The organism is uncultured Agrobacterium sp. (assembly GCA_913777615.1).
Lineage (GTDB): Bacteria > Pseudomonadota > Alphaproteobacteria > Rhizobiales > Rhizobiaceae > Agrobacterium.
On record CAJYTK010000020.1, the window covers coordinates 170,474 to 181,659 of the forward strand.

11 protein-coding genes and 1 tRNA gene are annotated in these 11,186 nt (G+C 57.4%); 7 read left to right on the forward strand and 5 right to left on the reverse strand.

Annotated elements, in window-relative coordinates; genetic code table 11:
* Nucleotides 1-76 precede the first annotated feature (76 nt).
* Entirely contained in the window at nucleotides 77-841 is a 765-nt protein-coding gene (locus tag QZ862_RS18345; RefSeq protein WP_296101278.1) for an IclR family transcriptional regulator, read from the forward strand.
* 119 nt (nucleotides 842-960) lie between these two features.
* Here the strand turns inward: QZ862_RS18345 and tal are convergent, their stop codons facing one another.
* On the reverse strand, nucleotides 961-1,920 hold the full coding sequence (gene tal, locus QZ862_RS18350) for a transaldolase (RefSeq protein WP_296014452.1): 960 nt from the start codon (nucleotides 1,918-1,920) through the stop codon (nucleotides 961-963).
* Nucleotides 1,921-2,206: 286 nt separating this feature from the next.
* On the opposite strand from tal, the gene QZ862_RS18355 reads away from it, so the two are divergent.
* Entirely contained in the window at nucleotides 2,207-3,244 is a 1,038-nt protein-coding gene (locus QZ862_RS18355) for a hypothetical protein (protein WP_296101279.1), read from the forward strand.
* A 51-nt stretch (nucleotides 3,245-3,295) separates the two neighbouring features.
* On the forward strand, nucleotides 3,296-4,294 hold the full coding sequence (locus QZ862_RS18360; protein WP_296101280.1) for a sugar-binding transcriptional regulator: 999 nt from the start codon (nucleotides 3,296-3,298) through the stop codon (nucleotides 4,292-4,294).
* On the opposite strand, the gene QZ862_RS18365 is transcribed toward QZ862_RS18360, so the two are convergent.
* Entirely contained in the window at nucleotides 4,295-5,167 is an 873-nt protein-coding gene (locus QZ862_RS18365) for a bifunctional helix-turn-helix domain-containing protein/methylated-DNA--[protein]-cysteine S-methyltransferase (RefSeq protein ID WP_296039413.1), read from the reverse strand.
* A gap of 73 nt (nucleotides 5,168-5,240) precedes the next feature.
* Nucleotides 5,241-5,723 (reverse strand): DUF2244 domain-containing protein, encoded by a 483-nt coding sequence (locus QZ862_RS18370; protein ID WP_296014458.1) that lies wholly within the window; start codon nucleotides 5,721-5,723, stop codon nucleotides 5,241-5,243.
* Nucleotides 5,724-5,767: 44 nt separating this feature from the next.
* On the opposite strand from QZ862_RS18370, the gene nth reads away from it, so the two are divergent.
* A complete protein-coding gene (nth, locus tag QZ862_RS18375) occupies nucleotides 5,768-6,538 on the forward strand; it encodes an endonuclease III (RefSeq protein WP_296101281.1) in 771 nt (256 codons plus the stop codon).
* Here nth and QZ862_RS18380 read toward each other — a convergent pair.
* Nucleotides 6,512-7,267: a sulfate transporter family protein gene (locus tag QZ862_RS18380; protein WP_296101287.1), complete on the reverse strand. Its 756-nt coding sequence runs from the start codon at nucleotides 7,265-7,267 to the stop codon at nucleotides 6,512-6,514. The two genes, nth and QZ862_RS18380, sit on opposite strands and share 27 nt — an antisense overlap.
* Before the next feature lie 271 nt (nucleotides 7,268-7,538).
* On the opposite strand from QZ862_RS18380, the gene QZ862_RS18385 reads away from it, so the two are divergent.
* The 3 genes from QZ862_RS18385 (at nucleotide 7,539) to QZ862_RS18395 (ending at nucleotide 10,511) form a co-directional block, all read left to right on the forward strand.
* Nucleotides 7,539-8,360 (forward strand): MurR/RpiR family transcriptional regulator, encoded by an 822-nt coding sequence (locus tag QZ862_RS18385; RefSeq protein ID WP_296014463.1) that lies wholly within the window; start codon nucleotides 7,539-7,541, stop codon nucleotides 8,358-8,360.
* 559 nt (nucleotides 8,361-8,919) lie between these two features.
* Nucleotides 8,920-9,495 (forward strand): DUF6030 family protein, encoded by a 576-nt coding sequence (locus tag QZ862_RS18390; RefSeq protein ID WP_296101282.1) that lies wholly within the window; start codon nucleotides 8,920-8,922, stop codon nucleotides 9,493-9,495.
* 479 nt (nucleotides 9,496-9,974) lie between these two features.
* Nucleotides 9,975-10,511: a lipocalin family protein gene (locus QZ862_RS18395; protein WP_296101283.1), complete on the forward strand. Its 537-nt coding sequence runs from the start codon at nucleotides 9,975-9,977 to the stop codon at nucleotides 10,509-10,511.
* A gap of 400 nt (nucleotides 10,512-10,911) precedes the next feature.
* On the opposite strand, the gene QZ862_RS18400 is transcribed toward QZ862_RS18395, so the two are convergent.
* Nucleotides 10,912-10,988 (reverse strand) — tRNA-Met (locus QZ862_RS18400).
* Between the last annotated feature and the right edge of the window lie 198 nt (nucleotides 10,989-11,186).

The window sequence follows — 11,186 nt, forward strand, 5'->3', positions numbered from 1 at the left end:
AAATATGCATCGACAATTCATATGTAAACGGTGTATTCACAGACCGTCAAGCCAGCATGCAATCGATAGAGGCCCTATGACGGACGACGATAGCGACAGATACCGCGCTCCCGCGCTCGACAAGGGTCTCGATATACTCGAGCTTCTGGCACGCACCGATGGCGGGCTAACCCAGGTGGAGATCGCCAAGGCGCTCGGCAAGAGCCCGAACGAGTTCTATCGGATGCTGGATCGCCTGGTGCGCCGCGGCTATGTGCAGCGTCAGGACGGCGATCGCTTTGCCCTGACCCTGAAGATGTTTGGTCTTGCCCACTTCCATCAGCCGATCAGGCGTCTCGTTTCCTTTGCCGCACCGATGATGCGCGATTTCTCCGCAAAGGCGCAGCAGGCCTGCCACCTGGCAGTCTATGACCGCGGCTCGGTCGTCGTCATTGCGCAGCAGGATTCATCCACCTATTGGGCGCTCTCCATTCGCGTCGGCGCCCAGATGAGCCTGTTCAACACCGGCTCCGGCCACGTTCTTCTGGCCTTCCAGAACGAGACGCAACGGGAGTTGATGATTGCCGAACAGTTGCGCGGCAACGAGAGGGAACTGCATAAAGGCCTGCGCGAACGGCTCCAACAGGTAAAGGCCCAAGGCTATGAGAGCATGAGCAGCCTGCAGACGGCAGGCGTGCGCAACATTTCCGCGCCCATCCTGACGCTTGATGGCACGGCGCTTGCTGTCGTCACCTGCCCCTTCATCGGTTCACTCAACGAAGCGGCGCCAAAGGAAGACGACTGTCTGGACCTGATCCGTCAGACTGCAAAAGCGATTTCCGAGGTCGTGGCCGGACAGTAACGACAGACGATCTAGGAAGGGAAAAGCGCGACTGCCAGGGGGAGCAGCCGCGCTTCAAGACTGGAGATCTTATGAGAATAAAACGACCGGGCGCCCATTCAGTTCCCGGCTTTTTGCCGTTACGCGGCTGCCAGTTCCTTGCGGACGATTTCGCGTAGCGACACCAGATCTTTGGCAAACAGGCGGATGCCCTCGGAGAGCTTTTCCGTCGCCATGGCGTCTTCGTTGAGCTGCCAGCGGAAGCTCTTCTCGTCGAGCGACTGCAGCGGCTCTGCCTTGGCATGATCCGGAGAAAGCTTGCGCTCCAGCGTGCCCGTGTCCTTGTCCAGCTCTTCCAGAAGTGCAGGGCTGATCGTCAGGCGGTCGCAGCCAGCAAGCGCTTCGATTTCGCCGACATTGCGGAAGGATGCGCCCATGACGACGGTCGAAATGCCGTTCGCCTTGTAGTAATTGTAAATCTGGCGCACCGAGATGACGCCCGGATCGGTCTCAGCTGTGTAGGTCTCACCGGTCGACTTCTTGTACCAGTCGAGAATGCGGCCGACGAAGGGCGAGATGAGGAAGGCCTTCGCCTCGGCGCAGGCGATCGCCTGGGCCTGGGAGAAGAGAAGCGTCAGATTGCAGTCGATACCTTCAGCCTGCAGCACTTCCGCCGCCTTGATGCCTTCCCAAGTGGAGGCCAGCTTGATGAGAATACGCTCACGCTCGATGCCGCGCTCCTTATAGGCAGCAATGATGCTGTGCGCCTTGGCGATCGATGCCTGCGTATCGAAGGAGAGATCGGCATCCACTTCGGTCGAAACGCGACCGGGAACGAGGTCGACCAGGGCTGCACCGACCGAAATCGCCAGACGATCGGCCACGGCGGCAATTACACCTTCGGAGCTTCCGCCCTGCTTGCGGCCCCAGGACACCGCTTCCTTCACCGTGTCGGCAAAGGCCGGCGTACCAAGCGCCTTGAGCACGATGGAAGGGTTGGTGGTGCAATCCACCGGCTTCAGACGGGCCACCGCTTCAATATCGCCGGTATCGGCAACCACAGTGGTGATGGCGCGAAGTTGATCAAGCTTGGAAGTCATGCCGTATAATCCTTGTGATTTTTTTCGGAAACCATCGCTATCGAATTTCGTTCCGCACGGGTGAGCATACAGACGGCGACAAGGGCGTTTGTTCACCCTGAGTATCGCGCAGGCGACGGACGAAAGTCAAGACATTTGCCCATCGCAATTGACATAAGTTTCAACCCTGCAATACTCGAACACCATGAGGCCGGACAAAGTCATGACGCTGTCGTGCGTCCGGCAAGCGACAAATGACCGTGAAGACGATCGTTCTGTAGACCTCTGACTGATGAGCCCAGCGCGGATGCAAAGACTAAGACCCAAAAGCCTGCTGCGGATTGCCGGGACGATGCTCGCCCTGGCGGTTTTCCATCAGGAAGCGCTGGCGGATGCGCAAAAACCTGTCGATCCTTCAGACCTTCAGCGAGCAGTCGAGGCGTGTTTCGCCCCGCCCATGGGGGCAACCGGTCCGGTCGTCATTTCCGCAACGTTCCTTTCGGATGGATCGCTCGATCAAAGGCCAGCCGTCATCGAAAAAGGCGAAGGGGCGCTGAATGAAGCATTCGCCACTGCGGGGATAAGGGCAATCCTTCGATGCCAGCCGCAACTTGCCGCCATGGGCATCAAAGGCGAGGTCCGGTTTAGATTTGCGCCGCCGCCGTCAGACGCGATGGACGACCCAGCATCGGTACCGTCTTCCGAGCGACTGGAGGATATGCGCAACGCTGCACAAAGCTTGAAGGATTTTGCCGCGCGCAATGGTCGCTCGCAGGCAGCTATGAGGCCCACCAAGCCAGAGATTTCGACCATGCTCGATATTCTCTGCCGCCCGAAGGAGGCGGAAAAGCTGGTAGAACTCTCCGCTGAAGACTATCGGGCACTCTCCAGCTATACACGCTCGGTCAGCGTCGTCATGGACGTCTATGACGCCATTTCTGCCGGAGGCACGCAGAAGGATATCAACGTCAACATGCGAGAACTCGGTGCTTGTCTGGACGCAGCGCTGTGGTCTACGCGGGCCGTCTTGGCCAACATGCATAAAATCTTCTCTGCGACACCTGCGCTCTCCAACGATCCAGAGGCGACGGCAATACGTGTGCGAACATATTCGAACGTCACCACGGTCATCGAGGGCGGCTTGGAGGCGATCGGCTTGGATGGCATGGAGCCGCGCTGGTGCGATGCTCGCTTAACGCCGCTGACCTCGCTTATAGAGGTAGCATCTCCTGTGATATCCGATAAAGACAGACAAACCCTCCGCCTGGCCATGCGTAAGGCGGAAAAATGCAGCGATAGAACGCGCGCCTCTCTACAGGCTCTGCTTCAACCTAGAGAGCCTTGAGCGTCACACCCGTATTTCAAGCACACTCAGACCAGGACATGGCATAAGACAGTGGTAAAACTGCGTAGAGAAACCCATACGGCCTATTCCGAAGCTGCCTCACTGCGGTTGCGCGCCGCATGGCTGTATTACAATCAGGGCATGACTCAGAAGGATGTGGCCGAGAAACTTGGGCTCAGCCGCTCCACCGTCATCCGCCTGCTCGATGAGGCGATGAAGCGCTCCGACGTGCAGATCTGGATCAATGAAGGCATCGAGGATTACGTCGAACTTTCGATCGCGCTCGAAAAAGCCTATGGCCTGGATGAGGCGGTGATCATTCCGACAGGCTCGAACAAAGCCGAGGATATCGCCAAGGGGGTGGGCCTGGCGCTCGGCCAGTTTCTCTCTGAGGTCGTGCCGGACAATGCCACCATCGGCGTCGGCTGGGGCCGCACCATGACCGCCTCTCTCTCCAGCTTTCGCCCGCCGCGGCGGGAAAACTGCAAGGTCGTCTCGCTACTCGGCGGGATTGTCGCCGTGCATCAGACCAACCCGCTTGATTACACATGGCGGCTGGCAAGCGCACTCGGTGCGGAATGTTACATGTTTCTCGCACCGCTTCTGGTCGACTCCATTGAAACCAAGCGGGCGCTGATTGAGAAATGCGGACTGAGCACACTCTACGCGCTCGCCGAAAACCTCGATCTCGCCATCGTCAGCTGCGGCGATATCGGCCCGCACTCCACCTCACTATCGGAGGGCTTCATTTCCAAACAGACGCTGGAAGAGCTGGTGGCGGCAGGCTGCGTCTGCGACACCATGTTCAACTTCATCGATGCCGAAGGCCGCTCCGTCGATCATCCGATCAACAATCACGCCATGGCGATCGATCTCGACACGCTGAAAAAGGCCAAACACATCGTGCTGGCCTCCGGCGGTGCCCACCGCGCCACCGCCATCCGCGCCACGATCAAACGCATTGGCTGCAACACGCTGATTACTGACGAGGCAGCGGCACGGGCGTTGATGGACTTGGAGAGTGCACAGACTACTGCCAGACAGGACTGATCACACCCGCCCTGTCTCCCAACCCAGCATCGCACGCTTACGGGTAATCCCCCAATGGTAGCCGGTCAGCGCGCCACTTTTGCCAAGCGCGCGGTGGCAGGGCACGACAAAGGAAATGGGGTTGGCGCCGATAGCGGCACCCACCGCACGCGATGCCGTCGGCTGGCCGATATCCTGCGCCACATGCGAGTAGGTCACTGCCCGGCCCATCGGGATTTTCAACAGGCTCTGCCAGACCCGCACCTGAAAATCCGTGCCAAGCAGCACGACGCGCAAGGGCTTATCGCTGGTCCAGCGGGCGGGATCGAAGATGCGCTCCGCATAGGGCGCAGTCGCCGCCTGGTCTTCCACATAGATGGCGTTCGGCCAGCGTCTCGCCATGTCCTCGAAGCAGGCGGTTTCTTCACCTGGATCGGCAAAGGCACAGCCTGCAAGTCCGCGATCGGTGATCATCACCAGCGCAAGACCAAAGGGTGATGGATGATACCCATAGCGGATCTGCAACCCGCGGCCCTTCATCTTCCATTCGCCGGGCGACATGGCTTCATGCGTCACGAACAGATCGTGCAGTCGGCTTGGTCCGGACATGCCCACTTCGATGGCAGTCTCTAGGAGAGGAAGGTTCTCTTCGCGCAGCAGCCGCTTGGCATGATCCAGTGTCACCGCTTGCAAAAAGGCTTTCGGTGAAAGTCCGGCCCAACGGGTAAAGGTCTTCTGCAACTGCGTGGGCGACTGGTCGAGGCGGGCAGCGATTTCTTCAAGCGATGGCTGGTCACGATAATCCAGCGTCAGAATCTCGATCACCTGTCGCACAGTGTCGTAATCGCTGCCGACCGGCGTGATATCTTCTTTCAGCATGATATTGGCAGTCATGGGCGTGTCTCCTTGGTGATCACAAGACCATGACATGTCGCCCGTCTCCACCCGTTTCTTGCGCCAGTCCCTATCAGATCTTCAGCCGCACAGTGGCAAGTGCGTTGCGAAAGGCCTTGGCGAAACTCTCGCGATCATCGGGATTGAGGAAGGATCCGATATCGGTCACACGTCCTTCCCCGGACACATGCATGGACAATATGCCGAATTCCTCGTGCCGGCGCACACGAAAGCGCGCCCAGAACGGGTTGAACCGATGTTCCACCATATCGCCCTTGGGGGAAAATTTGCGGATGGACAGGCTGGTGCGCGACACAACGACCTGTTCCTTGACCTGCCCCGCACGGTAATTTGCCCGGAACGCCACGTAGAGCAGCAGAAAATCGAGCCCTAGGAAAAAGCCGATCGGCCAGGCGCCGGTCACGAGGAAAAAGCCGCCATACAAGACCGCCACCAGCGCGCTGATGAGCAGCAACACACGAAAACCCTTGCGCCCCAACGAGCGATAGGGAATGAGTTCGGCAGAAAAAACCGGCTGATCGTTGAGCATTTCCATCTGCCTTCCTCGATACGGCTGATCAACGCGCATGTAGATTTGTTATGACAATCGACAAGAAACGATCCAGCACCCAAACGTTGAAAAAGTCAATTTCGACGGCGAAGCCAAGGCAAAAACGCGTGAAGACCGCCTATTCGCAAGAGGAACTGAACGAGATTTTTCGCCGCTTCTCCATCCAGCGGCCGGAGCCGAAGGGTGAGCTGGAACATACAAATCCCTTCACGTTGGTGGTGGCCGTAGCACTTTCCGCCCAGGCCACCGATGTCGGCGTCAACCGGGCGACACGAGCGCTGTTTGCCATTGCCGATACACCGCAAAAAATGCTGGCGCTCGGCGAAGAGCGGCTGATCGATCATATCAAGACCATCGGACTTTACCGAAACAAGGCCAAGAACGTCATCGCCTTGTCACAGATGCTGATCGATAATTTCGGAGGTGAGGTTCCCAAAAGCCGCGAAGAACTGATGATGCTGCCCGGTGTTGGCAGAAAGACTGCGAATGTGGTCATGTCCATGGCGTTCGGCATTCCTACGCTCGCCGTCGATACGCACGTCTTCCGCATCGCCAACCGCATTTTGCTCGCACCTGGCAAAACCCCGGACGAGGTCGAGGACAGGCTGGTGCGTATCATTCCAGACCCGTACCTCTTCCACGCCCATCACTGGCTGATCCTGCATGGGCGCTATTGCTGCAAGGCGCGAAAACCCGAATGCGAGCGATGCGTGATCGCCGATATCTGCAAATCACCCGAAAAGACCTGGGATGTACCGGCGCCTTTGGTGGAGCTACCGGCCCAGCTGATTGGTGCCTGAACGAGCCCCTGTAGAGACCATCGTAAATGACGGGTCTTTCCGGCTGATCGATTTATGCAGATGCACCATGAAGGATGCGGCAAACAACGGTGTCAGCAGGTTGAGGAACGGAACTGCGAGAAAGGCCGCGATGACGAGTCCCGCCATGAAAACGGTGGACGCGTGCTTGGAGCGGAAAGCGCGCGCCTCGGCCGGCGAGCGAAAACGCATCGCCGCGAATTCGAAGAACTCTCGCCCCAGCAGATATCCATTGACCATGAAGAAGGCGATCAGGTTCACGCCCGGCACGAGAAGCAGGAGAAGCGCGATGGCATTGCCGAGAATGACGATGCCGAAGAACTTGACGGAGGACACCACCGCCTCCCCAAGCGGCATGGCGCGACCGGCAGGCTCGGTCGCATAGTCCCGTTGCTCGATAACCTCTGCCACATCGTCGAGAAACAATCCGGCGATGACCGCCGTGACGGGCGAGATCAACAGCGCAAGCGCGATCGCCAGGCCGATGCCTGCCAGCACCGCCAGCACGACACTCATCCACCCTGCCCAATCCGGCATGCCCGGAACAAGAGAATCGAGCCACGGCAGGGCAAGCCAGAGGAAAAGCCCACGAATGGCAAACCACAGACCGATCAAAACAAGAATGGTGAGCCCCAGCACCTTCCAGAACACGGAGCGTGTCTGAGACGCGAACAGGTTTTCAAATGCGCGTCTAGCTGCGTTCAGGATCAAAAGACTCTCCATCCACTCCAATATGTTGGAGATGGAGACATAGGGCGACGATGCACCTTCCACAAGGACACCATTTTATGACATTTTTCTGAATAATGTGATTGCGGCCATCTTTACCTGACATAAAAGGCATGCCTAAACTATTAAAAAGAACGGGGGAGAAATAGTATTTTCCTCTCAAAAGCGATAAGGTGTGTCGCAAATCACTCTCTTGGCGTTCGAAGATAGAAGGCTTCGAAGCGTCACCGGATAGAAACGTGAAGAGGCATTGTTGGAAAAGCTACTGATCGATCTTTCTCGATTGATAAAGTCCGGTACGCCGGCGGAGCGGCGCATCGCCAAGTATCTCATGGAGCACTTGACCGAGCTGCCATTCGAGACAGCTGCGACGCTTGCGGAAAAACTGGGGCTGAGCCCGATGACGGTCGGCAGATTTCTGCGATCTCTCGGCTATCGGCAATTGAGCGATATTCGCGAACACCTGCGCGAAAGAAATCCCGCGCCTGCAGCGGCTGTACCTGAAAGCAGGGATCCGCGCCAATCCCCGCTCTCGGCGCTGATGCTGCAACAGATACAGGCAGTCCAGGCGGTCTATGATCTGGCAGGCCAGGCGGTCTGGAAGACCGCACTGGATGCCATCGCCCAAAGCCGCAACGTCTTTGTTGCCTCCTCCGCCGAAACCTTCGGGCTCTGTCGCTACTTCTATATGAAGCTGCTGGAGTGCCGCGAGCGCGTGCATTATCTCCAGAGCGACGGTTCGACCTATATCGAGCTGATGGATGAGGAGCCGGACAACACGCTGCTGATTTTGATCGATTGCGGCGGCGACCTCCCTGCTCTCCAGCGTCTTGCCAAGATGGCGAAACAGGGCCGCTACAAGACCCTGTTGATCACCACCCGCTTCTATGAATGGGGCCCGGAAAGCGCAGATATCTGCCTCACCATCCCGCTGAACCAGAATGGCGGCGAGAGTATGCTGCACCTGGTCGCCATGACCGAGTTCATGCTTCAGTCGCTGTCCGAAAATACCGGCTCCGCTCGCAGGCAACGATTCAAGCGCATAGGCGAGCTGCAACGAGGTTTGACCGGGTAAGCGTAAGCAATGACGATCAGCGCTGCGTGCTGCTTCATGGGGCTATGCACTGTCCATGCGCTATATCGTGCCAAGACGTGACGCGGATCTACAATAGAACGCAGACCTGGGCGCTGTGAATGCCTCTTGCGGATATCGATGCGCTTTTCCTGTCTGCGCCTGGATCGTTGCGCCTGGCAAGCCGCGCTTGACTGGAATGTCTTCTTAGAGAAAGGACTGGTTCGAAGCGGTTCATCACAGTCCAAGAGCCAGCGCAACAGACTTCAAGACTGTCAGGGAAAGGTGTATTACGTCGCGGGAAAACTGAGGACATCCGTCTTCATATCCCCAGAGCATTCGTGGCGATCACGTGACCGCCTGCGATGCTTTATGCCTTTGTTTTTGACACATTGTCTGAACACTAAAGCAAGTACGCTTCATCCGATATGCTCTCGCTCTAGACCAGTCTCATCTATACGGATCGTTGAGGCATCGATGATAGAACTGTCTCTGTGCCAATACCGAACCATGAACGGCTGCCGATCGTCGTCGAACTGATCTTGAAGCGGAGCTTTCCGGGATGCTCATGATCTCCATCCTGTCCCTCGCGCTGATGCCGATAGACACGGCGAAGGCAACGCTCCGGATCGCTTCCCCTCCCCATATTCAGGCTGTGTCGAAGGGCGCTCGACTTCCGGCAAAGACGTTTGATGCAGGCCGCTGCCGGGGAATGTCGGACCTGTCGCAGAAAAATCCCCCGGTCTTTCAGGAGGGCGCGAACGGGGAGTGGGAGTGTACAAGCTTTCTTGAGTTCCCAGAGACCGGCCACGCCCCATCGATCTTCGTCCAGATACGCGGTGCCAAAGGAGAGAGCTGGAGCACGTTTCGACTTAAACTCAACTTCGGCTCGCCGCTCTCGCGCCAGTCGCTGAGCGACAGAGCCGTTGCCATCATCGAGTCGCTCATAGGCGACAGGACGCAGTTGGAAGAGTTGAGGACAAGGCTTGCCGCCCGCCAGGAGTTCGAGTCCTCCATTGCTGGTATCGGCCTTCGCTACCGGCAGGAAGGCATGGACCCGACACGCTTCAACCTTTTTGGCAAAAACATTCCGCCTCTGCGAGGAACGTTACCTGCTCGGTCATCGGCGCGACAGTGACGGTTCCCCCTGCCGATGCGCAACGTTAGGGGAGCCGTAGAAGTATTGCGGTCATGTCTTCGATGCGTCGAAGCGCGTTGACACCCGAGGATCCGCCAAAGCTTCTTTAGTTTCGCTTAACCCGTTGCTCTGATGGCTCCTCCGATCCTTCGCTTGAAGCTGCCGTGACCGACGATCATCGGACCGCAGCGAGCGATGCCCCAAATTTGAGGAGCGCTGTCTGGACCGCGCCATCGTCGAACTTATCACCTGCGGCAAAAGCTGGAGCGACGCATCGAATCTGAAAGAAGGAACTGATGGTTGCCGCTGGCTACGGTCGAAGTCACCCTCACCGCACAAACGAAATTATGTTTGCGCAAACAGCGAAGCGACCCAAGAGCTAAGTCGCTTTTTCGCTTATAAGTCGACGCTGGCGAAAAATGTTGATACCGATCGACATACGCCTGGGAACTATCAGCGTGAGGCCTCATTAGACGACCATGAAACTCAGACTCTTTCTCCCGATCATCGCTAGCGGATTGTTGGCAGCCTGCACCACGGTTGGCCCGGTCGGCAATGCATCTGTCCCCCAGCCCACCAAGACCGTTGAGCTAAACCGATATCTCGGCGACTGGTTCGAACTCGCCCGTTATGAGAACTCCTTCGAAACGGATTGCGAGGGCGTCACAGCGCGTTACTCGCTGCGAAATGACGGGATGATCAAGGTTATCAACACGTGCCGGCAAGGCAGCCCTGAGGGCAGCAAGAAAGACATTGAGGGCCGCGCAAAAATCGTTCCTGATAGCGGCAATGCCAAACTCAAAGTGTCGTTCTTTGGTCCATTCTATGGCGACTACTGGGTCCTCGACCACGCGAACGACTACTCATGGTCGATCGTAGGCGAACCCTCCGGCAGGTATCTCTGGATCCTCACGCGTACACCCAAGCCTTCCGAGCAAACGCGCAAGATGCTCGTCAACAAAGCAAAGGCTCTGGGCTACGACGTGGGCTTACTCCGCTGGACCAAGCACGAGTAGCGCCGCAAAATCTTAGCCTCAGCCGAGATATATCAGGCTGAGGCTCGTCCGTTCGGGGCCGATCGTGGCCCCGCCTCAGCCAAGCTATGACGACAAACATCCCGAGCATTGCTGACATAGGAACCCGTAGCCGTTCCAATTATGACTCACGAACGCCCGTCTTTTTCAGCCACTCGGCGCGCGGACTGCTTTTCGAGCAATTACGAAGACGCGTCCATGGCCGCTACCCAAATTGCACTCCGAATAGCCTGCCTGCTCCGATTTAACGATCTCCGTGAATCGAAAGAGCCTATCAAGGCGCCATTTGTACAATTCAGCTTCCACAGCGCTCGGCGCAGGCCCAAACACAAAAAGCCCCACGGAGACCGCGGGGCTTTTGTATTTCGTATTTTGCATTATTTGGTTGCGGGGGCAGGATTTGAACCTGCGGCCTTCAGGTTATGAGCCTGACGAGCTACCGGGCTGCTCCACCCCGCGTTGACTTTTGTCGACTATTTGAGCCGAGTAAGCTTTAGAACTGCGAAAGGCCGCTTTGTGTGCGGCCTTTGGTATCGGCCTTGGCCGTTATGTTTGTGATTTGAGAAGATTTTGTTGCGTTTAGCAGACCTGGCAGCGACCTACTCTCCCGCGTCTTAAGACGGAGTACCATTGGCGCTGGGGCGTTTCACGGCCGTG

Coding starts and splice junctions, on each gene's coding strand:
- QZ862_RS18345 (WP_296101278.1), top strand. CDS start 77: ATGACGGACGACGATAGCGACAGATACCGCGCTCCCGCGCTCGACAAG.
- tal (WP_296014452.1), bottom strand. CDS start 1,920: ATGACTTCCAAGCTTGATCAACTTCGCGCCATCACCACTGTGGTTGCC.
- QZ862_RS18355 (WP_296101279.1), top strand. CDS start 2,207: ATGCAAAGACTAAGACCCAAAAGCCTGCTGCGGATTGCCGGGACGATG.
- QZ862_RS18365 (WP_296039413.1), bottom strand. CDS start 5,167: ATGACTGCCAATATCATGCTGAAAGAAGATATCACGCCGGTCGGCAGC.
- QZ862_RS18370 (WP_296014458.1), bottom strand. CDS start 5,723: ATGGAAATGCTCAACGATCAGCCGGTTTTTTCTGCCGAACTCATTCCC.
- nth (WP_296101281.1), top strand. CDS start 5,768: ATGACAATCGACAAGAAACGATCCAGCACCCAAACGTTGAAAAAGTCA.
- QZ862_RS18390 (WP_296101282.1), top strand. CDS start 8,920: ATGCTCATGATCTCCATCCTGTCCCTCGCGCTGATGCCGATAGACACG.
- QZ862_RS18395 (WP_296101283.1), top strand. CDS start 9,975: ATGAAACTCAGACTCTTTCTCCCGATCATCGCTAGCGGATTGTTGGCA.